Here is a 22853-nt window from a genome sequence, read left to right as displayed (position 1 = left end):
CCAGAAGCGGCCGCTCAACCGAAAGTCGTGGGGTCGATCGCGATCCAGATCTGCCGGGCCCGGCCCACGACCCGGTCGTCGGCGTCGTAGAGGGTGGTCGCGGTAAAGGTCTTGCGGCCCTGCGAGCCGAGCCGCTGCCCGACCACGACGTGCGGCTCCCCGATGACCGGCAGGTCGTCCACCTCCGCCGTCATCCGGCCCAGCACCATCAGCCGCTCCTCGAGGTCCCCGGCCCAGCCCCCGGTGCAGTCCAGCGCCGCCCAGGTCACCGCGAGGCTGGCCCGCGGCACCTCGTCGACGTACTCGTGGAAGTCCTCGCCGGTGCTCGGGTGCGGTGTCCAGGGCGCCGCCACCCGCACCGAGCCGTCGGCCGCCGGCGCGACCGGTCCGGGGAAGATCCGCAGACCGTCCCCCTCCTCGCGGGCGGTCCCGCACACGAAGCAGGTCGGGAACGGGTGCGAGCGCAGCCCCGGGTACCCCGCCACCGCGGCCCGGGCCTCCTCGGCCGACACCGGCTCGACCGGGGCGATCTCCTCCTCGACCACCCGCACCTCCGCGACCAGGTCCTCGCCGCGGTGCAGCCGCGCACCCGGGGCCCGAGCGGCGGTGTCGGCCGAGTCAGGTGCCGCGTCGGGGGCGGCGGTGTCCGGGTGCGAGACCGACAGCGGCGTCCCCAGCGGCGGCGGCATCCGCAGGGTCGCCTCGATCGTCGGCCAGGCCCGGCAGCGGTCCTCCGGCGTGGCCGCGGCGAGCCCGGCCAGGGCGCCCGCCGTCCAGCCGCCGTTGCCGGAGTCCGGTGGGCCGCAGAACCGCTCGGAGACGGTGAGGGAGGTGGCGGGGAAGCGCGTCATTGCTTGATCTTCTCCAGGCGGGCGAGGGCCTCGCGCCGTTCGGTGGCGTGGTCGATGATCGGGGCAGGATATCCCGGCACGTCGCCGGGCTCGTGCGGGTCCACGTCGGGGCCGAGGTCGGCGAGCTCCGGCAGCCAGCGGCGGACGTAGACGCCGTCGGGGTCGAACTTGCGGCCCTGCGTGGTCGGGTTGAAGACCCGGAAGTACGGCGACGCGTCGGTGCCGGAGCCCGCCACCCACTGCCAGCCGTGCTGGTTGGAGGCGAGGTCGCCGTCGACCAGCCAGTGCATGAAGTGCCGGGCGCCGTGCTGCCACTCCACGTGCAGGTCCTTGACCAGGAAGCTGGCCACGATCATCCGGACCCGGTTGTGCATCCAGCCGGTGGCCCGCAGCTGGCGCATGCCGGCGTCGACGACCGGGTAGCCGGTCCGGCCCTCCTGCCAGGCCGTGAGCGCGGCGCCGGGCTCGTCGTACTCCATGGCCGCGAACTCCGGGCGGAGGTACTCCCGTGCGGTCTCGGGCCGGTGGTGCAGCACGTCGGCGTAGAACTCGCGCCAGGCCAGCTCCTTGCGGTACGTCGCGGTGCCGGGGCCGCCGCGGTCGCGCAGGTCGGCCAGCATCGTGCGGGGATGGATCTCGCCCCACTTCAGGTGCACGGACATGTGCGAGGTGGCGTCGAGGTCGGGCCGGTCGCGGTGGTCGCGGTAGTCGGCGAGCCCCTCGTCGAGGTACTCCTGCCAGCGGGACCGGGCGGCCCGCTCGCCGGCCTCGGGGAGCGTGAGCCCCTCCGGCAGGGCCGGGTCGGGGATCTCGACCCCCTCGACCCCCTGCGGCCCCTGCGCCAGGTCCTCCGGGCCCAGCCAGCCGACCCCGGTGGGGGCCTCGACCGGGTCCCGCCAGCCGTGCTCGGACCAGGCCTTGGAGAACGGCGTGTAGACCTTGTAGGGGTCGCCCGAGCCGTTGCGCACCCGGCCGGGGGCGACCGCGTAGGGCGACCCGGTGCGCACCAGCTCGATGTCGTGCTCGGCCAGCGCCTCGGCGACCGCGCGGTCGCGTCGGCTGCCGTAGGGCCCGAAGTCGGCGGCGACGTGCACCCGCTCGGCCCGCACCGCCCGGGCGGCGCGGAGCACCTGCCGGACCGGGTCGCCACGCAGGACGCTGAGCCGGGTCTGCCGCTGCCGGAACGCCGCGTCCAGCGACCGGAGCGAGGCGGCGAGGTAGCCGCGCCGGCTCGGCCCGGCGGGGTCCCACAGGGCCGGGTCGAGCACGTACAGCGGCAGCACGCCGTCGGCGGCGCAGGCGTCGAGGAGGGCGGGGTTGTCGGCCAGCCGCAGGTCGCGGCGGAACCACATCACGGTGCGGGTCGGCGGGGTCATCGACGTCCACTCTGCCAGCGGCACCAACGATGCGTAAGAATGGCGCGGTGAGCGACCTGATCGACACCACCGAGATGTACCTCCGCACGATCTACGAGCTCGAGGAGGAGGGCATCGTCCCGCTGCGCGCCCGGATCGCGGAGCGGCTGCACCAGAGCGGCCCGACGGTCTCGCAGACCGTGGCCCGCATGGAGCGCGACGGCCTGCTCACGGTCGAGGGCGACCGGCACCTGCAGCTCAGCGCGGAGGGCCTGCGGCTCGCGACCCGGGTGATGCGCAAGCACCGGCTCGCGGAGCGGCTCCTGACCGACGTCATCGGCCTCGACTGGGAGCTGGTGCACGCGGAGGCATGCCGGTGGGAGCACGTGATCTCCGAGACCGTGGAGCGTCGACTGGTCGAGCTGCTCGACCACCCCACCGAGTCGCCGTACGGGAACCCGATCCCGGGCCTCGACGAGCTGGGCGAGTCCGAGGTCGGGGAGCGGTTCATGTCCGGCGTCGAGCAGCTCTCCGAGGTCGCCGGGCGCGCGGAGGGCCTGGTGCACGTGCGGAGGATCTCCGAGGAGATGCAGAAGGACGAGCACCTCATGGGCGCGCTCCGCCGGGTCGGCGCCCTGCCCGGCAAGTCGGTGATGGTGGCCGTCACCGACGACGGCGTGCTGGTCGGCTCCGGCGGCGAGACCGCCGAGATCGTCCCCGAGGCGGCCGGCCACATCTTCGTCACCCGCGCCTGAGCCGGCGCCCCGCGTCAGGCGGGGTGGGCGGCGAGGGCGGTGAGGAACTCGCTGCAGCCGGTGGTGAGCCGGTACGTCGCGTGCGGGTCGCCGCGGGTGGCGCCGCGGTTCGCGATCACCACGGGCACGCCGAGCCGGGCCGCCCTCTTCACGAACCGCAGCCCGGACATCACCGTCAGCGACGAGCCCGCCACCACCAGCGCGCCGGCGCGGTCGGCCAGCGCCTCCACCGCGTCGTAGCAGCGCTGCACCCGGGGAGCGGGCACGTTCTCCCCGAAGAACACCACGTGCGGCTTCAGCACGCCGCCGCAGTCGCAGTCGGGCACCCGGAAGCCGGCGACGTCGTCGAGATCGACGTCCCCGTCCGGGCGGACCTGCGCCGCGCCGTGCGCCGCGGCGTACCCGGGGTTGAGGTCGGTCAGCCGCTCCTGCAGTGCCCGCCGCGAGGACACCGCGCGGCAGCCGAGGCAGACGACCTCGGCGATCCGGCCGTGCAGGGCGAGGGCGTCGGCGCCGGCGGCCTCGTGCAGGCCGTCGACGTTCTGGGTGATCAGCAGGTCGATCCGGCCGCGGACCTCGAGCGCCGCGGCCGCGTGGTGACCGGGGTTCGGCCGGGCGTCGCCCATGCGGGTCCAGCCGACGTGGCTGCGGGCCCAGTAGCGCTGCCGGGCGGCGGGCCCCGAGACGAACTCGGCGTAGGTCATCGGGGTGCGCGGGGGTGCGTCCGGGCCGCGGTAGTCCGGGATCCCGGAGTCGGTGGACAGCCCGGCCCCGGTGAGCAGGACCATCGGCCGGTCGGCGAGGAACGCCAGCACCTCGGCCGCTGCGCTCTCGGCCACCGGCGCCGGCCCGGCGGTCGCCGCCGGGGTGGCCCGCGGCACGGGGTGCTCCGGCACCCGGTGTGCCGGTGGGGTCAGGGTCACGTCCCGTACCGGACGGCGGCCCGGGCCCGCGCCTTGGCCGCCTCGACCTCGCGGTCGCGTGGCGGCGCCGTGGTGACCAGGTGGTCGAGCAGCGTGCGGGTCGCCTCGGCGACCTCGGCGACCGCCCGGTCGAACGCCGCCTGGTTGGCCTGGGAGGGGCGGGTCGAGCCGCTCACCTTGCGGACGTACTGCAGCGCTGCGGAGGTGATCTCGTCGCCGGTGGCCGGCGGCTCGAAGTTGTGGAGCTGGCGGATGTTGCGGCACATGCCGTCCAAAGTACCCCCGCCCACCCCGGTCACCAGGTGAGGAACCGGGCGTCGCCCTCGGCGGAGAGGACCACCCGGCCGTCGGGGAGGGGCAGCGTCCGCACGCTGCCGATGTCGCCCGAGCCGTACGCCGCCCGCACCATCGTGTTGCTCAGCCCGCCCGCGGGGCCGACCTCCAGCACCGACACCCAGCCGGTGCCCCCGCCGCGCCCGCCCCAGGACGAGACCACGGTGAGGGCGGTGCGCCGGTCGGCGAGCCAGGTGAACTGGCGCGGGTCCTGGGCGGCCAGCGCCGTCCGGGTGCGGCCGTAGCCGAGCTGCGAGACCCGCTCCGGGGCGGACAGGTCGGAGATGTCGAAGACCGCCGCCTGGCCGCCCCGCGACCGGCCGCGGCGGTCGGCGTCGGTGCCCAGCCCGAGGAGCTGGTCGTCGCCGATCGGGTGCAGGTACTCCGAGAAGCCCGGGATCTTGAGCTCGCCCAGCAGCCGCGGCCGCAGCGGGTCGGTGAGGTCGATGGCGTACAGCGGGTCGATCTGCCGGAAGGTCACCACGATCGCCAGGTCGTCGAACCAGCGGACGGACTTGATGTCCTCGTCGACGCCGAGCCGGTCGACCCGGCCCCGCTCGACGAGCCTTCCGTCCTCCTCCGCGAAGGTGACCACGGAGTTGAAGTTGCCGGTCTCGGCCGTCGGCCCGACCGCGACCCGGAGCACCCCGTCGGCGGAGTCCATGGACCACCGGTCCGCGACCGCCCCCTCGACCTCGCCGGAGCCGACGTAGGAGGCGTCGGTGCCGGAGAGCGCGAACGCGTGCAGGTCGCTCACCCCGTCGCCGAGCTCGGCCACCGGCCCGCCGATCCCCGGGCAGCAGGGGCGGTCCCAGAGGTCGGGGACCGGCCAGCCGTCCCAGCCGCCGCCCCAGCCGCCCCAGCCCGCCCACGTGGCGAGGTAGAGCCGGTCGGTGGCGGAGTAGGCGGTCGAGGTCTGCGCGGCCACCCCCACCACGTCGCGGGACGACGGGGAGGAGACGTCGTAGCCCACGACGCTCACGCTGCCGGCGCCGGAGAAGTCCTCCGGCAGGTGCATGGCCTCGCAGCCGGCCAGCTGACCGGGCTCGCCGCCGTCGTCGCGGACCGAGAGCAGCCAGTCCTCGATGCTGCTGCGCCGGACCACCTCCCGGTTGGCCCGCAGCGCCTGCTGCTCCCCGAACCGCCCGCCCGGCTGCACGAAGTCGAGCGCGGGCAGCCCGGTGCCGAGCACCAGCCGGATCGTGGTGCCGTGGGCCCGGGCCGAGAGCAGGGTGGCGGAGTACTCCTGCTCATCGAGGAGCTCGGGCTCGGCCGGGTCGGAGAGGTCGACCCGGCGGACCAGGGTCGCAGGAGAGTCGTCGGCCGGCAGCACGCCGCCGGGGCTCAGCACCACGACCTCGTTGCCGACCAGCAGCAGCTCGCTGTCACCGCGGGGCCGGCCGGGCAGGTCCAGTCGGCTCAGCTCACGCACCCGCGCGCCGCTGACGTCGTACGTCGTGAGGTCGTCGCCGTCGAGCCGGACCAGCAGCGTGCCGTTCGTCTTCACGACGTCCGGCTCGTCGACGCCGGCCTCCTGCACGTTGGTGCCGGTGGGGCTCGAGGTGACCGACTGCGGGGAGGCCGGACCGCTCGCGCGCGCGGAGTCGGCGGCCTTCAGCTCGGTGACCCCGTCGAGCATGCCGAGGTCGCGACGCACGCCGTACCACGGCCCGTGGTCCCAGCCCCAGGGCGTGACCTGGTCGAGGCTGTGGTCGACGTAGTGGTCGAGCAGCTGGTCGCAGGAGCCCGCCGGGCTCAGGCCGGACCCCTCGTCCGGGGGGATCGGATCCCGGTGCGGGGCCGCGAGCAGGCGGCCCGAGGTGGCGGCCTGCTCCGGCCAGGCCTGGCCGGCGGCGAAGGCGCCCCCGAGCGCGAGCAGGGAGAGGGCGCCGATGCCGAGGCGACCCAGGGGAGTGCGCAGGAGCCGGTGCGGTGTGGTCATGGGGGTGGGACGACCACGGGGCGGGATCGGTTCCCGGGTGCGCGGTCGTGGGGCAGAGTGGGCCCATGGCTGACCGCGATCTCGACCTCGTCCTCTTCGGCGCCACCGGCTTCACCGGCGGCCTCACGGCGGAGTACCTCGCCCGGAACGCGCCGGCCCGGATGCGCTGGGCGCTGGCCGGACGGAACCGGGCGAAGCTGGAGGCCACCCGCAGCCGGCTCTCCGGGATCGACCCCCGCCTGGAGGTCATGGAGATCGTGGTCGTCGACGCCGCCCACGAGGCCGCGCTGCGGGGCGTGGCGTCGCGCACGCGGGTCGTCGCCAGCACCGTCGGCCCCTATCTCGAGCACGGGGCGCCGCTGGTGGCCGCCTGCGCCGCCGAGGGCACCGACTACGTCGACCTGACCGGGGAGCCTGAGTTCGTCGACCGGATGTGGACCGCGCACCACCGGACCGCGGTCGAGACCGGTGCCCGGATCGTCCACGCCTGCGGCTTCGACTCGGTGCCGCACGACCTCGGCGTGTTCTACACGCTCAAGCACGTCGACACCTCCGGCCCGGTGACGGTGCGCGGCGTCGCCCGCAGCAACGGCATGTTCTCCGGCGGCACCTTCCACTCCGCGCTCGGCGCGATGTCGCGGGCCCGGCAGATGAAGCAGGCCCTGGGGGCGAGGCGGAGCGCGGAGGGCCGGCCGGAGGGCCGGTCCAGCAGGGCGGTCGCCGGGAAGCCGCACCGGGACCCGGTGCTGGGCTACTGGCTGCTGCCGCTGCCGACGATCGACCCGCAGGTGGTGCAGCGCAGCGGTGCCGCGCTTGAGTCCTACGGCCCGGACTTCCGCTACAGCCACTACGCCGGCACCAAGACGCTCCGGTACGCCGTGGGCGGCGCCGCCGGCACGGGGGCGCTGGCGGTGGCCGCGCAGGTGGGTCCGTTGCGCCGGCTGCTGAAGGACCGGGTCAAGCAGGGCGACGGACCGGACGAGGCCAAGCGTCGCCGCTCCTGGTTCACCGTGGACTTCGTCGCCGAGGCCGGTGGCGAGACGGTCCGGACCCGGGTCTCGGGCGGTGACCCCGGCTACTCGGAGACCGCGAAGATGCTCGCCGAGTCGGCGCTGTGCCTGGCCTTCGACACCAACCCGGCGGTCGGCGGGTCGGTCACCACGGCGCAGGCGATGGGCGAGAACCTGCTGACCCGGCTGCAGAAGGCCGGGATGAGGTTCGAGGTCGTCGCGGACTGAACCGGCCCTGCGGCGCTCCGCTCAGGAGGTGCCTCGGAGCGCGACCACGGCGATGTCGTCGCGGGGCCGCCCGTCCTGGAAGTCGAGCACGTCGTCGAGGAGCCCCTGCGCGGTCTCGGCCGCGGAGTCCCGGTGTAGGTCCAGCAGCCGCAGCAGCCGCTCGTCGCCGTACATCGTCCGACCGCGACGACCCTCGGTGACCCCGTCGGTGTAGAGCACGATCGAGTCGCCCGGCCCGAGCCTGGACCGGCTGTCGACGAGGTCGGGGCCCTCGAAGGCCCCGATCAGGGTGCCCGGCGTGCCGAACGTGCGAGCCGGCCCCTCGGCGGGGCGCAGGACGGGCAGCGGGTGGCCGCCGATGCCGGTCGTCACCTCCCACGCGTCCCCGGAGCGGGTCAGCCGGACGACGAGCACGGTGGCGAACCGCTCGGACTCGTGCACCAGCAGCGCGCGGTTCAGCTCGGCGAGGATCTCGGCGGGGTCGAGCAACCGGGCCGCCGAGGCCCGCAGCGTGAACCGGACGAACGAGGAGACGACCGCCGCCTCCACGCCCTTGCCGCAGATGTCGCCCAGCGCCACGATCCAGTCGCCGGGGCCGACCTGGAAGACGTCGTAGAAGTCCCCGCCGACCTCGTCGCCGAGACCCGCCGGGCGGTAGACCGCGGCGACGTCGAGGCCCGGGATCTCCGCCGGAGTCGGGGGGATCAGGGTGCGCTGCAGCGTGCGGGCCAGCTCCCGGGCGCGGCGCTCGGACTCCTCGGCCCGGGTCTTCTCGAGCATCAGCTCGCGCTCGTACTGGCGCCGCTCGGTGGCGTCCATGAGTGCGATCTGCACGGTGTCCGGGCGACCGTGCCCGGAGTCCAGCTCGAGGTTGGCGAGCACCGGAAGCCGCTGCCCGTCGGCGCGCACGAGCTCCAGCGCGATCTCCCGGGCGCTGCCCTGCATCCGCAGGAGCGGCGCCAGGTGGGTCTCGTAGTAGATGCGCCCCCCGACCGAGAGAAGGTCCGCGAACCGGGTCTGCCCGACGAGGGCCGAGCCGCGGTGCCCGGTCCACCGCTCGAAGGTCTGGTTCACCCGGCCGATCACGCCGTCGGGGGAGGTCAGCACGAAGCCGCACGGTGCCCGCTCGAACAGGGTGCTCGCCTCGCGGGCCGCGGCCGCCGCCTGGTCCTCCTCGACCGGGCGCCGGGGGTGGACGGCGACCCGCCGCTCGCTCACGCGACGAACCTCCGCATCGCCCGCACGGTCGCGTCGGGGGCGCTGAGGTTGGGGCAGTGCCCGCTGGCGTCGAGCATCGCCAGCCGGCCGTCGGGCAGCGACCGGGCGACGTACTCGCCGACGGCCACGGGTGCGATGGCGTCCTGCGTGCACTGGAGCACCAGCGTGGGCACGGTGACCCGCGGCAGCTCGGCGCGGTGGTCGGAGAGGAACGTGGCCCGGGCGAAGCGCCGGGCGACGTCGGGGTCGGTGCGGCAGAAGCTCGCGGTGAGCTCGTGCCCGAGCTGCGGTCGGTCCGGGTTGCCCATGATCACCGGCGCCATCGCGCTCGACCAGCCGAGGTAGTTGCTGTCGAGGGAGTCCAGCAGCTCGTGGATCTCCGCCTCGGCGAAGCCACCGGTGTAGTCGTCGTCGTCGATGTAGCGCGGCGAGGGGCAGACCATCACGATCTGCGAGAACAGCCCGGGAGCCGCCAAGTGGGCCAGCACGCCGATCATCGCGGAGACCGAGTGGCCCACGAACACCGCGTCCTCGAGTCCGAGCTCGCGACAGAGGGCGACCACGTCGTCGGCGTACCCCTGCAGCGACGCGTGTCGCTCCGGGTCGTACGCCGCCGGGTGCGCGCCGCCGGCGCCGGCGTGGTCGAAGCAGACCACCCGGAAGTCGTCGGCGAACTCCGGGGCCACGAAGCGCCACATGTTCTGGTCGCAGCCGAAACCGTGGGCGAAGACCATCGGTCGCCGGTCGGGAGGACCGGAGAGCACGACGTTGTGCCTGCGGGCGGCCTCCATCCAGCAAGCCTAGGCGGGTTCGGCCCCGGGGGCCCTGACCCGTTGTGACTAGGTCACCCCGGAGCCGGGTCACGCGCCCGGTGCCCGGATCCGCGGCGGGTTCCCCGGGCGGCGGGTGCCCCGGGCGACGAGTGCCCCAGGCAGGAGTCGAACCTGCGACCTTTCGCTTAGGAGGCGGCTGCTCTATCCGCTGAGCTACTGGGGCGTGCCCGACGGCGACGCCGCCGTGGACGGCGTACATCCTCGCACGCGGCGGGCCGGTGCCGGTTCCTGGCAGCCCCGTGTCAGCCAGTGTCAGGAGCGGGGCGTCAGTCGCTCGTGAACAGCCGATCCGCTCCGGGCGCGAGGCGCCGGCCGCGGGCCGAGGTGGGTGGGGTCTGGGTCAGGCAGCCGAGGCCGGCGCCCCGCTTCTCCATGCCCCGCAGGTCGCCCTTGCCGAGCTGCGCCTTCCGGCGGGTCAGGTAGGCGTGCATGATCTGCCGGTCGCTGGGGACGTGGGTCAGCCCGAGCGTGTGCCCGATCTCGTGCAGCAGGACGTCCCCGCGGGTGACGCCCTTGCCGAAGCCGCCCGGCCGCCGCATGCGGGAGTCGATGACGACCATCCCGCGCTTGATCCGGTAGGTGCTGCTGCCGTCCCCGTTGAACCATCCGCTGGTGGACAGCGCCGCGCCGACGCCGGCGGCGCCCGGGTACTTGCGCAGCAGGCTGGACTGGGACGGCTTGGCCCAGGCGATCACGATGTCGGTGTCGCGGGGGAACCAGTCGTTCGTGCCGCTCTGCGGGACCCGGCTGGACCGTCCGCGGTAGGCGAAGCGGTATCCGGTCGCGCGCGCGACCTTGTTGAACGCCTTCCGGACGTCCTTCTTCCACCCGCGGCGGGCCTGGCGGGCGTTGACCCGGTAGCCGATCACCTGGCACGGGTTCCACCGGGTCGGCGAGGAGAGGCTGTACTTGTGCTGGTCCGCGGCTCCGGGCGGCCGGTAGGCGGGGGTGACCCGGACGGCCCACTCGGCCGTGGTCGCCCGCAGCGCCGTCGAGCCGGGCTCGCTCGCCGCCACCCGGTAGGACCGTTCGCCGACCCACCAGGTGGGGATCCGCACCCGGAACCCGCCCTCGCTGTCGAGGGGCCGCTGCTTCACCGTGCGCCACCCGCCCAGCACCCGCTGCTGGAGCTGGACCGTCGCGTCGGCGTCGAGCCCGGTCGCGACACCGGTGACCGCGACCCGGGCGCCGCGCTCGACGGTGGCCGCCGGCCACTCGGCGCTGATCCGGCCAGGAGCCGCGGAGACCGGCGCGCCGAGCAGGGAGAGCGCCACGACGAGGGCGGTGGCCAGTGCGGCCACGTGTCCTGGTCGTGGGCGGTTTGTGGACCTCCCGTTACCTTCTCCCATGCCGAGGAGTGTTGGCGACCGACGGTTTCCCTGGGGTCATGTCTGGGGAAATGGCCCGAAGTGACTACGGCCGGGGGTCCGATTTGGGCCGAGTGTGCTCGCCGGTGACAATGTGGAGGCCTCGCGTACCCTTCTGAGGCGATGTCCGCCCTCTGTTCGACGACGACAACCAGCGAGTCCACGTGAGTGACGCAACAACCGGCCGTCACCGCGGTGAGTCGGTGCACCGGCACCGGGTCCTGCGGGGCTTCGGCTTCGGCATCCTCACCCTCACGGTGGCCCTCGGCCTGTTCGCGGCCTACACCTACCGGCACCTCAACGAGAACCTGACCGTCGTCAACCTGACCCAGCAGCTCGGCAAGGACCGCCCCGACAAGATGGACGTCGAGGGCCCCGCCGAGCCGCTCAACGTGCTGGTCATGGGCTCGGACAGCCGCGACGGCGAGGGCAACAACATCGACGGCCTCGCCGGCGGAGGTCAGCGCTCGGACACGACGATCCTCTTCCACCTCTCCGCCGACCGGAAGAACGCGTACGGCGTGAGCCTGCCGCGCGACGCGATGGTGCAGCGGCCGACCTGCTTCGACGACGACGGTGACGAGATCGCCGGCGGCTTCGACATGTGGAACGCGGCCTTCTCGCTGGGCGGCCCGGCGTGCACGATCCGCCAGGCCGAGCAGCTGACCGGGGTCGCCATCGACCACTTCGTGGTCCTGGACTTCAACGGCTTCAAGGACATGGTCGACGCCATCGACGGCGTCGAGGTGTGCATCCCCGAGGACGTCGACGACGAGACCGGGAACATCACCCTGGAGGCCGGCACCCGCGAGGTGCAGGGCCAGGAGGCCCTCGACTACGTGCGGGTGCGGTACGGCATCTCCAACAACGGCGACATCGGGCGCATGAAGCGGCAGCAGTCGTTCATCGCGTCGATGGCGGGCAAGGTCCTCTCGGCGGACACGCTGGGCCGCCCCGACCGGCTGCTGGGCTTCCTCAACGCCGCGACCAAGTCGCTCACCCTCGACGAGGAGCTGGACTCGGTCAAGAAGGTCGCCGACCTGGCGCAGCAGTTCCAGGGGATCGGCCTGGACAACATCAAGTTCATCACCGTGCCGTTCGACTTCTACGAGCCGGACCCGAACCGGCTCGTCTGGGCCGAGGACGCAAACCAGCTGTGGAAGAACATCCGCTTCGACCGGCCGCTGGGGAGCAAGCTCAGCAGCGAGGTGATCACCGCGGCCCGCCGACCCGGGTCCACCGCCTCGCCGGACCCGAAGGACACCAGCTCGCCCACGCCGGAGCCGTCCGACGAGCCGTCGGCCTCACCCGTGGACCCCGCGAAGGTCGCGGCCGAGAACGGGCTGTGTGCCTGAGCGCATGAGCGGCGCCGAGGACGACGTACGGCCGGAGCCCGCAGAGGGGCAGCCCGAGGACGCCGGGCGCGTCCCGGAGCCCGGCGGGCCGTCTGCGGAGCCGGACTGGGTGCGGCGGCGCCGACTGGCGGCGGTCTTCGGGGACGTCCTCCCCGACACGACCGCGGACGAGCGGGCCCCGGAGGAGGAGCGGGACGGCGCGGAGGAGTGGCTGCGGCGACAGGTGCCGCCGCACCACGGGTGAGCCGGCCGGTCAGACCTGGGGGCGCCTCGCGAGCAGGTCGCGGATCTCCTCGAGCAGCAGGACGTCGTCGGTCTTGACGACCTCCTCCTCGTCCTGGGACTTGAAGTGCTCGAGCGCCTTGTTGTACGGCGTGACGACGAAGAAGTAGATGACGGCCGCGATCACCAGGAAGGCGATCAGCGCGTTGATGAACAGGCCGACGTTCACCTCGGCCAGCGTGGCGTCGGCGAAGTCCGGCTGGCCACCGGCCTTGCCCACGAAGCCCATCAGCACGGCCGCGAACTCGGTGACGACGGCCGCGAACGCGGTGCCCATGATGAAGGCGACCGCGAGCTCGACCAGGTTCCCCTTGAGGACGAACTCCTTGAATCCCTGCATGGCTCCACTCACTCTCGACGTGGGTGCCCCCGAACGACCTCCGGGCACCCGGATGCGAGTCACGCTAGCGTGAAATCGTCACACTGAGATAGCGCTGCACCGCGGCCGCCGCGATCTCGGCAGCGGTCCCGCGCGGCACCGCGAGCACCGCGAGGCGCCCGCCCGCAGCGCCCAGGGACTCGACCGGCGGTGGCAGCGCGACGACCGGGGCGGCGGCCGCCAGCGTGAGCGTCTCGCCGCCGCGCGGGTCCGCGGCGAGCAGGTCCACCCGGTCGCCCACCCGCAGCAGAGACACCGCGGCGCCGTCCGGGACGGGCACCGGTGCGGCCACCAGCCCCGGGTAGCCCTCCAGCAGCCCGGGGCCGACCAGCCGCACGTCGGTCAACGGCTCACCTCGGCGCAGCGGCGCGGCCAGGGTCCGGCCCACGGCCTCGGCCCGCGACGTGCCGCCCTCGGGTGCCGTGCCCTCGGCGAACCCCGACTCGGCGAGGTGCTCGGGGGCGAGGACCGTGCCGGCCGGCAGGTCCCGGGCCGCGGTCAGCACCCGGACCGTCTCGGGAGGTGCCGGAGCCACCGTCCGCAGGCCGGTGAGCACCGCCCCGGCCAGGCAGAGGGCGGCCAGCAGTCGGCGGCGGCGCAGCACGGCCCGGCGCACCGTCGTGCGGGCCCGGTCCAGCCGTGCCGAGACCGTGGCCGAGCGGCCGGGTGCACCGGGCCACCCGGGACCGGAAGTCCCCGGGTCGGGGCCGGGGTAGGGGTCCGGGTCGGGGTAGGGGCCGGGCCCCCGGTCGGGGTGCGGGTCGGCGTGGCTCACGACCCGAGGCTAGGCCCGTGCGGGCGACCGGCGGGGGCGTCCTCCACAGGGGGCCGCCGGCCGCGGGCCGTGCCCTATCCTTGGCAATCGGCAGGCCCGAGTGCCAGCCGCCGTTCAACCGCCCCGTCCGGAGGATCCGACCGTGCCCACCTACCAGTACGCCTGCACCCAGTGCCACCACGCCTTCGAGCAGGTGCAGAGCTTCAGCGACGACGCCCTCACCACCTGCCCGGTGTGCTCCGGGCGGCTGCGCAAGGTGTTCAACGCGGTCGGCGTCGTCTTCAAGGGCTCCGGCTTCTACCGCACCGACTCCCGCAGCGACGCACGCGCCGGCGCGAAGGGCTCCGGGGGCACGGGCGACTCGGGCTCGTCGGGCGACTCCGGCTCCTCCTCGTCCACGGCCGACTCCTCCTCGGGCTCCACGTCGTCCTCCTCCACGTCATCCACGCCTCCCTCGACGTCGTCGGGCTCGGGCTCCTCGGGGTCGGGCTCCTCCGGCACGTCCTCGTCCACCGGCTCGTCGGGGTCCTGAGCCGGCCCTGCACAATGACCCGGTGAGCGCGATGTGGAGATCGTTCCGGTCCTGGCCCTGGGTCGCCCGGTGGGCGTCGTACGTCGCGGCCGGCCTGGTGCTCGTGCTGGTCGCGGCCTCCGTCACCGCGGTGGTGGTGGTCCGCCGCTCGATGCCGCAGACCTCCGGCGAGCAGACCCTCGCCGGGCTGGACGCCGAGGTGCAGGTGCTGCGCGACGAGAACGGGATCGCCCAGATCTACGCCGACAGCACCGACGACCTGATGCGGGCCCAGGGGTACGTGCACGCGCAGGACCGGTTCTTCGAGATGGACGTCCGCCGGCACATCACGGCCGGCCGGATGGCCGAGCTGTTCGGTGAGCCGGCCCTGGAGACGGACAAGTTCGTCCGCACCATGGGGTGGCGCCGGGTCGCCGAGCAGGAGCTGGCCCTGCTCGAGTCGGACACCCGGGCCGCGATGGAGGCCTACAGCGAGGGCGTCAACGCCTACCTCGGCGAGCGGTCGCTGTCCCAGCTGTCGCTGGAGTACACCGTCCTGGGGCTCACCGGTCTCGAGTACGAGCCCGAGGAGTGGACCCCCGTCGACTCGCTGGCCTGGCTCAAGGCGATGGCCTGGGACCTGCGCGGCAACATGGAGGACGAGATCGCCCGGGTGCTGCTCGCGGTCAACCACCCCGAGCAGGACGTCGCCGCGCTCTACCCGGGCTATCCCTACGACCGGCACGCGCCGATCGTGCGCCGCGGTGCGGTGGTGGACGGGCGGTTCGAGCCCGACGCCAGCGGTCCCGGGTCACGCAACCCCGCGCGACCGGCGTACGGCGCCGAGGTGGTGGAGGCGCTCGAGGGCCTCCAGCGCGGGCTGGAGCGGATGCCCGAGCTGGTCGGCCGGGGCTCCGGCATCGGCAGCAACAGCTGGGTGGTCGGCCCCGAGCACTCCGCGACCGGCCAGCCGCTGCTCGCCAACGACCCGCACCTCGGCACCAGCCTGCCCGGCATCTGGTACCAGGTCGGGCTGCACTGCACCACCGTCTCCGCCGAGTGCCCCTACGACGTCTCCGGCTTCTCGTTCTCCGGGGTCCCGGGGGTCGTGATCGGACACAACCAGGACATCGCCTGGGGCTTCACGAACCTCGGGCCGGACGTCACCGACCTGTTCCTGGAGCGGGTCGAGGACGGCAAGTGGCTCTACGACGACCGGTACCGCCCGCTGAAGGTCCGCACCGAGACGATCGAGGTCCGCGACGGTGAGGACTTCGAGCTGACGATCCGCGAGACCGACCACGGGCCGCTGCTCTCGGACGTGTCGGCCGAGCTGAGCACCGTGGGCGCCAACGCCGAGGTCACCAAGGCGCCGGACCGTGGCAACGGGTTCGCGGTCGCGCTCCGGTGGACGGCGCTGGACCCGGCGCCCACCGCCGACGCGATCCTCGCCCTCAACCGGGCGGGGGACTGGGACGAGTTCCGGGCCGCGGCGGCCGACTTCTCGGTGCCCGCGCAGAACCTCGTCTACGCCGACCGGGAGGGCCACATCGGCTACCAGGCGCCGGGACGGGTGCCGATCCGCAAGTCCGGCAACGACGGGACGGTGCCGTCCGCGGGCTGGCTGCCCGAGAACGACTGGAGCGACCGGGACGTGCCCTTCGACGCGCTCCCGATGGTGCTCGACCCCGACGAGGGGTTCATCGTCACCGCCAACCAGGCAGTGGTCGGCCGGGACTACCCGTACTTCCTCACCGACGACTGGGACTCCGGCTACCGCGCGCAGCGGATCCGTGAGCTGATCCAGGCGGAGGCCGACGTCTCCCTGGACGAGATGCTCGAGCTCCAGCTCGACGACCACAACTCGCTCGCCGAGGAGCTGGTGCCCTACCTGCTCGACATCCGGCTGCCGCGCGGCTACTACAGCGCCGGCCAGGAGCTGCTTGCGGACTGGGACTTCCGCCAGGGCGCCGACTCCGCGGCCGCGGCGTACTTCAACGTCGTCTGGAGCAACCTGCTGCGGCTGACCTTCCACGACGAGATCCGGGAGTCGCTGTGGCCCGACGGCGGCGACCGGTGGTGGCTGGCGGTCACGGGGCTGCTCCGGGAGCCCGCCGGCACCTGGTGGGACGACCGGCGCACCTCCAACATCGAGACCCGGGACCAGGTGCTGCGCACGGCGCTGATGGACGCCCGGGACGAGCTGGTGCGACGGCAGTCCCTCGACCCGGGCGACTGGTCGTGGGGCCGCCTGCACCGGATGGACCTGCGCAGCCAGACCCTGGGCGAGTCCGGCGTCGGTGCCGTCGAGTGGCTCTTCAACCGGGACGGCTACCGGATCGGTGGGGGCGGCTCGATCGTCAACGCCACCTCGTGGGATGCCGCGCAGGGGTACGAGGTCACCGCGGCACCGTCGATGCGGATGGTGGTCTCCATGGCCGACCTCGACGAGTCCCGCTGGGTGAACCTCAGCGGTGTCTCCGGGCACGCCTTCGACGACCACTTCACCGACCAGACCGACCTGTTCGTCGAGGGTCGCACCCTCGCCTGGCCGTTCTCCCGCGAGGCCGTCGACGAGGCCGCCGAGGACACCCTCACCCTCGTCCCCTCCGACTGACCCCCAAGACTCCCTGTTCTCCCCCCCGCTCCGGATAGTCCACGAAGTTCGAGTCGTCGATCGGCCGTTCACGCGACTCGAACTTCGTGGACTATCGAGAGGGGGCGAAGGGGGTGAGGCCGGCGGAGGGGGTGACGGCGGCGGTGACCGGGAGGTCGTGCGGCTCGTGCGGGACGCCGGGGAGCAGCTCGTCGTCGTAGAGCAGCACCAGCACCGGGGTGCCGGCCGGCACCCTGGCCAGCGCCCGGTCGTAGGAGCCGCCGCCGCGGCCGAGGCGGACGCCGTCCGCGGCGACCGCCAGCCCGGGCACCAGCACCACGTCCGCGCCAGCCACCGCGTCGACGCCGAGCCGCGGCCCGGCCGGCTCCAGCAGCCCGCGACCGGCCGGTCGCAGGTCGCCGTCGTGGACTGCCCAGTCCAGGTCGTGGTCGGGGCGTAGGACCGGCAGGATCACCCGCTTGCCGGCGGCCCGCAGCCCGTCCAGCAGTGCCCCGGTGCCGGGCTCGCCGCCGACCGAGACGTACGCCGCCACGGTGGCCGCCCGGCGTACCGGCCCGTGCGCGAGCAGGTGGCCCGAGATCGCCCGCGCCGCCTCGCCGATCTCGAGCAGGGAGCGCCGGTTGCGCGCGGTGAGGAGCTGGTCGCGCAGCGCGGTCTTGGCCTCCGACATGGGGATCAGGCTAGGCGGCCCGGGTGGGGGGTGCACGCCTGGCACCGGATGCGGCCTACGATCGAGACATGGCCAGTGACGCACTCAAACGGGCTCGTGCCAAGATGACCGACGCCGGGGTGGACCCGGTGGCCGTCGACGTCTTCGCCCACTACTTCCGGCTGCTCGAGCACGGCGAGACCGGAATGATCCCCGAGTCGGCGATCGAGCCGCTCGACATGGAGGCCCTCGCCGACGTCAGTGTCGACGACGACGCCGCCGCGGAGGCGATCGCGACCACCGCCGTCATCAAGCTCAACGGCGGCCTCGGCACCTCGATGGGCATGGACCGCGCCAAGTCCCTGCTCTGCGTGCGACGCGGACTCTCCTTCCTCGACATCATCGCCCGCCAGGTGCTGGACATGCGGAAGCGGTACGACGCGCGGTTGCCGCTGATCTTCATGAACAGCTTTCGCACGTCCGCCGACACGATGGCGGCGCTCGCCCGCTACGAGGACCTGCCGGTCGAGGGCCTGCCGCTGGAGTTCCTGCAGAACAAGGAGCCCAAGCTCCTCGCCAAGGACCTCTCCCCGGTGCTGTGGCCGAAGGACCCGGACCTGGAGTGGTGCCCGCCCGGGCACGGCGACCTCTACACGGCGATGCTCGGCACCGGCCTGATCGACCTGCTGCTCGAGCAGGGCTACACGCGGGTGTTCGTGTCCAACTCCGACAACCTGGGCGCGGTCCCCGACGCCCGGGTCGCCGGCTGGTTCGCCGGCACCGGCGCCCCGTTCGCGATCGAGGCGGTGCGGCGCACCGCCAGCGACCGCAAGGGCGGCCACTTCGCCCGGCGGGCCAACGACGGCCGGATCGTGCTCCGTGAGTCCGCGCAGACCCTCGACGCCGACAAGGCCTCGCTGGCCGACCTGGACCGGCACAAGTACACCTCCACCAACAACCTGTGGTTCGACCTGGCGGCGATGAAGCAGACGCTGGTCGCGCGCGAGGGCGTGCTCGGGCTCCCGCTGATCCGCAACACCAAGACGGTCGACCCCGCCGACCCCACCTCGCCGGAGGTGATCCAGATCGAGACCGCCATGGGCGCGGCGATCGAGGTGTTCGAGGACGCCCGCACGATCGAGGTCGGCCGGGACCGGTTCGTGCCGGTGAAGACCACCGACGACCTGCTCGTGCTGCGCTCGGACATCTACGACCTGGGCTCGGACTTCGTGCTCGACCAGGCCAGCGAGCAGGTGCCGCTGATCTCGCTGGACCCGAAGGTCTACCGGTCCGTCCGCGAGTTCGACAAGCGCTTCCCCGAGGGCGCCCCGTCGCTGCGGGAGGCGACGTCGCTGACCGTCGAGGGCGACTGGACCTTCCAGCACGGTGTGAAGGTCGAGGGCGACGTGACCCTGGCGAAGCAGTCCTCGGCGCAGCGGATCGCCGCCGGAACGGTGCTTGCATGAGCGAGCTCGTCTCGGTCTCCGACCACCTGGCCCGGATCCTGGACGCGATCGAGCCGCTGCCCGTCTACGAGCAGGCACTGATCGAGACCCTCGGGCTCACCGCCGCCGAGGACGTCGCGGCCCCGATGCCGCTGCCGGCCTTCGACAACTCCGCGATGGACGGCTACGCCGTGGACGCCCAGGACGTCGCGACCGCGAGCGAGGACCAGCCGATCCACCTCCCGGTGGTCGGCGAGATCGGCGCCGGGCAGGCCCGCCTGCTGGCCATGTCGCCCGGCACCGCGGTCAAGATCATGACCGGCGCCCCGGTCCCGCAGGGATGCACCGCGGTGGTGCCCTACGAGTGGACCGACCGCGGGGTCGCCCAGGTGCGGATCACCCAGGCCCCGAAGCCGGGCCAGCACATCCGCCGGGCCGGCGAGGACGTGCAGACCGGTGACCTGGTGGTCTCGGAGGGCACGGTCATCGGTCCCCGTCACCTGGGCCTGCTGGCCGCCGTCGGCAAGGCCGGCGTGATGTCGCGGCCCCGCCCCCGCGTCGTGGTCATGTCCACCGGGTCCGAGCTGCGCGACCCCGGTGTCGCCCTGGGCCACGACTCGGTCTACGACGCGAACTCCTTCATGCTGGCCGCCGCCGTCAAGGCCGCGGGCGGCATCGCCTACCGGGTCGCCTCCGTGCCCGACGACGCGCACAGCTTCGTCGAGGCGCTCGGCGACCAGCTGGTGCGCGCCGACATCGTGGTGACCAGCGGCGGGGTCAGCGCCGGCGACTACGACGTGGTCAAGGAGGCGCTGTCCAAGCTGGGCACGGTCTGGTTCGGGGGCGTCGCCATGCAGCCGGGCAAGCCCCAGGGCTTCGGCGTGGTCGGTGACGACGAGACCCCGATCTTCACGCTGCCGGGCAACCCGGTCTCGGCGTACGTCTCGTTCATGACGTTCGTGCTCCCGGCGATCCGCAAGCTCGCCGGACGGCGTCCGTTCATCCGGCCGGCGCGGACCGCCCGGATCACCCACGGCCTCACCTCGATCGAGGGGAAGACCCAGTTCGTGCGGGCGTCGTACGACGCCTCCGTGGCCACCCCGGTCGGGGGGCACGGGTCGCACCTGATCGGCGACCTGGCCGAGTCCAACGCCTTCATCGTGCTGCCGCGGGAGGTCACCCGGGTGGCCCCCGGCGACTCCGTGCACGTGGTGCTGCTCGACGAGGACGTGTGATGGACCGGCTCACCCACGTCGACGAGACCGGCGCGGCCCGGATGGTCGACGTCTCCGAGAAGGCGGTCACGGCCCGCTCCGCCACCGCCACCGGCCGGGTGCTGGTCGCGCCCGAGGTGGTCGCGCTGCTGCGCGGCGAGGGGGTGCCGAAGGGCGACGCGCTGGCCGTGGCCCGGCTGGCCGGGATCATGGGTGCCAAGCAGACCCCGGCGCTGATCCCGCTCTGCCACCCGCTGGCGATCTCCGGCGTCACGGTCGACCTCGCGGTCGCCGACGACGCGGTCGAGATCACCGCCACCGTGCGCACCACCGACCGCACCGGCGTGGAGATGGAGGCGCTCACCGCGGTCGCCGTCGCCGGCCTCACCGTGGTCGACATGGTCAAGGCGGTCGACAAGGGCGCGGTGATCACCGACGTCCGGGTCGAGGCGAAGTCCGGTGGCCGGTCGGGGGAGTGGCGCCGGTGAGGGCGGTGGTCGTGGTCGCCTCCAACCGGGCGGCCGCCGGGGTGTACGACGACGCGACCGGGCCGGTGATCGTCGAGGCGCTCACCGCGTGGGGCTTCGCGGTCGAGGCGCCGGTCGTGGTGCCCGACGGCGACCCGGTCGGGCGCGCGATCGCCGACGCCGTGGACGGCGGCGCCCGGGTGGTGCTGACCACCGGTGGCACCGGGCTGACCCCGACCGACCTCACCCCCGAGGCGACCCGGCCGCTGCTGGACCGGGAGGTGCCGGGGGTGGCGGAGTCGATCCGCGCGCACGGCGTCGCGAAGGGGATCCCGACCGCGGCCCTGTCCCGCGGGCTGGCCGGGGTGTCCGGGTCCTGCCTGGTGGTCAACCTGCCCGGCTCCAAGGGCGGGGTGAAGGACGGACTGGCGGTGCTGGAGCCGCTGGTCCGGCACGCGGTCGAGCAGATCGTGGGGAGCGACCATTGACCTCGTGGCCGGTCACGCTGCGGCACGGTTCGGTCACGCTACGACCGCTCGAGCTCTCCGACGCCGGCGACTGGCGCGACGCCCGGATCCGGAACTCGGCGTGGCTCGGCCCGTGGGACGCGACCGTGCCGCCGCACTCGTCGGGCCGTCCGGCGACGTTCCGGGGGCTGGTCAAGCGGCTCTCCCGGCTGGCGCGCGACGACCAGGCGATGCCGTTCGCGCTGCTCGTCGACGGTGAGTTCGCGGGCCAGGTGACGGTCAACAACATCGTCCGGGGCTCCGCGCAGTTCGCCTCCCTCGGCTACTGGCTGGACCAGCGCTTCGCCGGTCGCGGGGTGATGCCGCTCGCGGTGGCGCTGGTGATCGACCACTGCTTCGCCAACGCCGGCCTGCACCGGATCGAGGTCGCGATCCGGCCAGAGAACACCAACTCCCTGCGGGTGATGGAGAAGCTCGCGATCCCCGAGATCGGGCACGCGCCGTACTTCCTGCACATCGACGGCGCCTGGCGCGACCACACCCTCTTCGCGATCACCACCGAGCAGGCCCCCGGCGGCATGATGAGGCGCCTGCCCCCGCCGCCCTGACCCCGACCCGTCGTTTGTGTCGGCGCACGGTTCGCCGACCCGTCGCTTGTGTCGGCCCAGGGATCGCCGACCCGTCGCTTGTGTCGGCGAGCTCGAAATCTCATCAGTCACATGAGTTCATCTGCGACACACCTATGGACATCCGTCCCAACCTGCGCTAGCGCTCCTAACCTCTGAGACGTGGACCTGTCCGGAATCATCTTCGTCGCCCTCGCCATCGCGTGGGCCGTCTACCTCGTGCCCAAGGCGCTGCGCCACCACGACGAGGTGGCCCGCAACCGATCCGTCGACAGGTTCTCCGCCACGATGCGGGTGCTCGCCCGCCGCGAGCCGGTCTCCGGCGGCGACGCCCGGCTGGTCCTCACCCCGGGTCGGGGTCCGACCCCCTCCGAGGTGACCGTCAAGGGGCCCCGCCCGACAGCGGACCAGCTCCGCGCGCGGCGCGAGGCCACCCGACGCGCCACCGGCCGGCGTCGCAACGTGCTCGGGACCCTGATGCTCGCGAACGCGGTCGTCGCCGGGCTCGCCGCGGCCGGCACGATCGACTGGATCTGGCAGTCGGTGCCGGCCGGCCTGGTCGTGGTCTGGCTGGTGCTCTGCCGGGTGATGGTGCGCGGCGAGCACGCCGCCCTGGACCGCCTCGTCGCTCCGGACCTGCTGGTGAGCGCCGTGCAGGACGACCACAAGGGCCACACCGGCCACACCGACAGGGCGCCCGAGGGCTACGACGTCGAGCGCAACGAGCAGGGCTTCGACGAGGTCGCGCCCGCCGCGGAGACGTCGACGATGCCGGCGGTCGGAGCGCTCTGGGACCCGCTCCCGGTGACCCTCCCGACCTACGTGACCAAGGCCCCGGCCGCGCGCCGTACCGTCCGCACGATCGAGCTCGGCGAGCCCGGTGCCTGGACCTCCGGCCACACCGCGGAGTCCGCGTCGATCGCACGCGAGGCCGAGGCCACCGCCCGCGCCGACCGCGACGAGGGCGAGCAGCAGCAGGCCGTCGGCTCCTGATTCGAAGCGCCCGCTGGTCGGGTGCTATCTTTTCCACTCGCGTCGTACGACGGCGCGTTGGGGCTGTGGCGCAGTTGGTAGCGCGTCTCGTTCGCAATGAGAAGGTCAGGGGTTCGAATCCCCTCAGCTCCACCGTGTGATGAGTCGCGACATGGGTCTCGCCTGAGTCGCGACATGGGTCACTGAGGAGCCCCGGGCCATCGGCCCGGGGTTCTTTGTGTGTTGCGCCAGTAGGTCTTGGTGGGGTCGATGTGGTGG

Annotated in this window: 23 protein-coding genes and 2 tRNA genes; 13 read left to right on the top strand and 12 right to left on the bottom strand. The window is 73.5% G+C overall.

Going from position 1 to position 22853, the window contains the following annotated elements:
* Positions 1 to 14: 14 nt before the first annotated feature.
* Together IE331_RS13845 and IE331_RS13840 are read right to left on the bottom strand one after the other, a co-directional pair.
* The gene (locus IE331_RS13845) at positions 15 to 851 is read right to left on the bottom strand and encodes a hypothetical protein (RefSeq protein ID WP_192144059.1); all 837 of its coding nucleotides are present in this window, start codon (positions 849 to 851) and stop codon (positions 15 to 17) included.
* Complete coding sequence (locus tag IE331_RS13840) at positions 848 to 2227, bottom strand: cryptochrome/photolyase family protein (protein WP_192144058.1); 1380 nt, start codon at positions 2225 to 2227, stop codon at positions 848 to 850. Before IE331_RS13840 ends, IE331_RS13845 begins: the two co-directional genes overlap by 4 nt.
* A 47-nt stretch (positions 2228 to 2274) precedes the next feature.
* On the opposite strand from IE331_RS13840, the gene IE331_RS13835 reads away from it, so the two are divergent.
* Positions 2275 to 2961 carry a metal-dependent transcriptional regulator gene (locus tag IE331_RS13835; protein ID WP_192144057.1) on the top strand — a complete coding sequence of 229 codons (687 nt, stop codon included), beginning with the start codon at positions 2275 to 2277 and terminating at the stop codon, positions 2959 to 2961.
* A 14-nt stretch (positions 2962 to 2975) separates the two neighbouring features.
* On the opposite strand, the gene IE331_RS13830 is transcribed toward IE331_RS13835, so the two are convergent.
* From IE331_RS13830 to IE331_RS13820, 3 genes are read right to left on the bottom strand one after another with little or no spacing between them, the layout of a single operon-like run.
* Positions 2976 to 3884: a Sir2 family NAD-dependent protein deacetylase gene (locus IE331_RS13830; RefSeq protein ID WP_201931802.1), complete on the bottom strand. Its 909-nt coding sequence runs from the start codon at positions 3882 to 3884 to the stop codon at positions 2976 to 2978.
* A complete protein-coding gene (locus tag IE331_RS13825) occupies positions 3881 to 4150 on the bottom strand; it encodes a DUF2277 domain-containing protein (RefSeq protein ID WP_192144056.1) in 270 nt (89 codons plus the stop codon). Before IE331_RS13825 ends, IE331_RS13830 begins: the two co-directional genes overlap by 4 nt.
* Before the next feature lie 29 nt (positions 4151 to 4179).
* Positions 4180 to 6159, bottom strand: coding sequence for a beta-propeller domain-containing protein (locus IE331_RS13820; RefSeq protein WP_192144055.1), 1980 nt, complete (start codon positions 6157 to 6159; stop codon positions 4180 to 4182).
* A gap of 65 nt (positions 6160 to 6224) precedes the next feature.
* On the opposite strand from IE331_RS13820, the gene IE331_RS13815 reads away from it, so the two are divergent.
* A complete protein-coding gene (locus tag IE331_RS13815; protein WP_192144054.1) occupies positions 6225 to 7397 on the top strand; it encodes a saccharopine dehydrogenase family protein in 1173 nt (390 codons plus the stop codon).
* 21 nt (positions 7398 to 7418) lie between these two features.
* Here IE331_RS13815 and IE331_RS13810 read toward each other — a convergent pair whose 3' ends face one another.
* The 4 genes from IE331_RS13810 to IE331_RS13795 form a co-directional block, all read right to left on the bottom strand.
* Entirely contained in the window at positions 7419 to 8615 is a 1197-nt protein-coding gene (locus IE331_RS13810; RefSeq protein WP_192144053.1) for a PP2C family protein-serine/threonine phosphatase, read from the bottom strand.
* Positions 8612 to 9406 (bottom strand): alpha/beta fold hydrolase, encoded by a 795-nt coding sequence (locus IE331_RS13805; RefSeq protein WP_192144052.1) that lies wholly within the window; start codon positions 9404 to 9406, stop codon positions 8612 to 8614. The genes IE331_RS13810 and IE331_RS13805 overlap by 4 nt, the downstream gene beginning before the upstream one ends.
* A 132-nt stretch (positions 9407 to 9538) precedes the next feature.
* A tRNA-Arg gene (locus tag IE331_RS13800) sits at positions 9539 to 9611 on the bottom strand.
* A 103-nt stretch (positions 9612 to 9714) separates the two neighbouring features.
* On the bottom strand, positions 9715 to 10749 hold the full coding sequence (locus IE331_RS13795) for a matrixin family metalloprotease (RefSeq protein WP_192144051.1): 1035 nt from the start codon (positions 10747 to 10749) through the stop codon (positions 9715 to 9717).
* A 230-nt stretch (positions 10750 to 10979) separates the two neighbouring features.
* Between IE331_RS13795 and IE331_RS13790 the strand changes: the two genes are divergently transcribed.
* Positions 10980 to 12170, top strand: a complete 1191-nt coding sequence (locus IE331_RS13790; RefSeq protein ID WP_201931801.1) for an LCP family protein — start codon at positions 10980 to 10982, stop codon at positions 12168 to 12170.
* Positions 12163 to 12414, top strand: a complete 252-nt coding sequence (locus IE331_RS13785; RefSeq protein ID WP_192144322.1) for a hypothetical protein — start codon at positions 12163 to 12165, stop codon at positions 12412 to 12414. Before IE331_RS13790 ends, IE331_RS13785 begins: the two co-directional genes overlap by 8 nt.
* Before the next feature lie 9 nt (positions 12415 to 12423).
* On the opposite strand, the gene IE331_RS13780 is transcribed toward IE331_RS13785, so the two are convergent.
* The gene (locus tag IE331_RS13780; RefSeq protein WP_192144050.1) at positions 12424 to 12792 is read right to left on the bottom strand and encodes an MscL family protein; all 369 of its coding nucleotides are present in this window, start codon (positions 12790 to 12792) and stop codon (positions 12424 to 12426) included.
* A gap of 64 nt (positions 12793 to 12856) precedes the next feature.
* The gene (locus tag IE331_RS17025) at positions 12857 to 13606 is read right to left on the bottom strand and encodes an SAF domain-containing protein (protein WP_192144049.1); all 750 of its coding nucleotides are present in this window, start codon (positions 13604 to 13606) and stop codon (positions 12857 to 12859) included.
* Positions 13607 to 13748: 142 nt separating this feature from the next.
* Here IE331_RS17025 and IE331_RS13770 point away from each other — a divergent pair, with 142 nt between their 5' ends.
* The gene (locus IE331_RS13770) at positions 13749 to 14138 is read left to right on the top strand and encodes an FmdB family zinc ribbon protein (protein WP_192144048.1); all 390 of its coding nucleotides are present in this window, start codon (positions 13749 to 13751) and stop codon (positions 14136 to 14138) included.
* Positions 14139 to 14169: 31 nt separating this feature from the next.
* A complete protein-coding gene (locus tag IE331_RS13765; protein WP_192144299.1) occupies positions 14170 to 16734 on the top strand; it encodes a penicillin acylase family protein in 2565 nt (854 codons plus the stop codon).
* 91 nt (positions 16735 to 16825) lie between these two features.
* Here IE331_RS13765 and IE331_RS13760 read toward each other — a convergent pair whose 3' ends face one another.
* Positions 16826 to 17404 carry a 5-formyltetrahydrofolate cyclo-ligase gene (locus tag IE331_RS13760; protein WP_192144047.1) on the bottom strand — a complete coding sequence of 193 codons (579 nt, stop codon included), beginning with the start codon at positions 17402 to 17404 and terminating at the stop codon, positions 16826 to 16828.
* 68 nt (positions 17405 to 17472) lie between these two features.
* On the opposite strand from IE331_RS13760, the gene IE331_RS13755 reads away from it, so the two are divergent.
* From IE331_RS13755 to IE331_RS13725, 7 genes are all read left to right on the top strand, one after another.
* On the top strand, positions 17473 to 18849 hold the full coding sequence (locus IE331_RS13755) for a UTP--glucose-1-phosphate uridylyltransferase (protein ID WP_192144046.1): 1377 nt from the start codon (positions 17473 to 17475) through the stop codon (positions 18847 to 18849).
* Positions 18846 to 20063: a molybdotransferase-like divisome protein Glp gene (gene glp, locus IE331_RS13750; protein ID WP_192144045.1), complete on the top strand. Its 1218-nt coding sequence runs from the start codon at positions 18846 to 18848 to the stop codon at positions 20061 to 20063. The genes IE331_RS13755 and glp overlap by 4 nt, the downstream gene beginning before the upstream one ends.
* Entirely contained in the window at positions 20063 to 20530 is a 468-nt protein-coding gene (gene moaC, locus IE331_RS13745) for a cyclic pyranopterin monophosphate synthase MoaC (RefSeq protein ID WP_192144044.1), read from the top strand. Before glp ends, moaC begins: the two co-directional genes overlap by 1 nt.
* On the top strand, positions 20527 to 20997 hold the full coding sequence (locus IE331_RS13740) for a MogA/MoaB family molybdenum cofactor biosynthesis protein (RefSeq protein ID WP_192144043.1): 471 nt from the start codon (positions 20527 to 20529) through the stop codon (positions 20995 to 20997). Before moaC ends, IE331_RS13740 begins: the two co-directional genes overlap by 4 nt.
* Positions 20994 to 21584 (top strand): GNAT family N-acetyltransferase, encoded by a 591-nt coding sequence (locus IE331_RS13735; RefSeq protein ID WP_192144042.1) that lies wholly within the window; start codon positions 20994 to 20996, stop codon positions 21582 to 21584. The genes IE331_RS13740 and IE331_RS13735 overlap by 4 nt, the downstream gene beginning before the upstream one ends.
* A gap of 180 nt (positions 21585 to 21764) precedes the next feature.
* A complete protein-coding gene (gene sepX, locus IE331_RS13730; protein ID WP_192144041.1) occupies positions 21765 to 22595 on the top strand; it encodes a divisome protein SepX/GlpR in 831 nt (276 codons plus the stop codon).
* A 59-nt stretch (positions 22596 to 22654) separates the two neighbouring features.
* A tRNA-Ala gene (locus IE331_RS13725) sits at positions 22655 to 22727 on the top strand.
* Positions 22728 to 22853 lie beyond the last annotated feature (126 nt).

The organism is Nocardioides donggukensis (assembly GCF_014842875.1).
In the GTDB taxonomy this organism is placed as follows: Bacteria; Actinomycetota; Actinomycetes; order Propionibacteriales; family Nocardioidaceae; genus Nocardioides; species Nocardioides donggukensis.
Note: the sequence above shows the minus strand (reverse complement) of the source record. Positions and strands in the feature narration are given on the sequence as shown.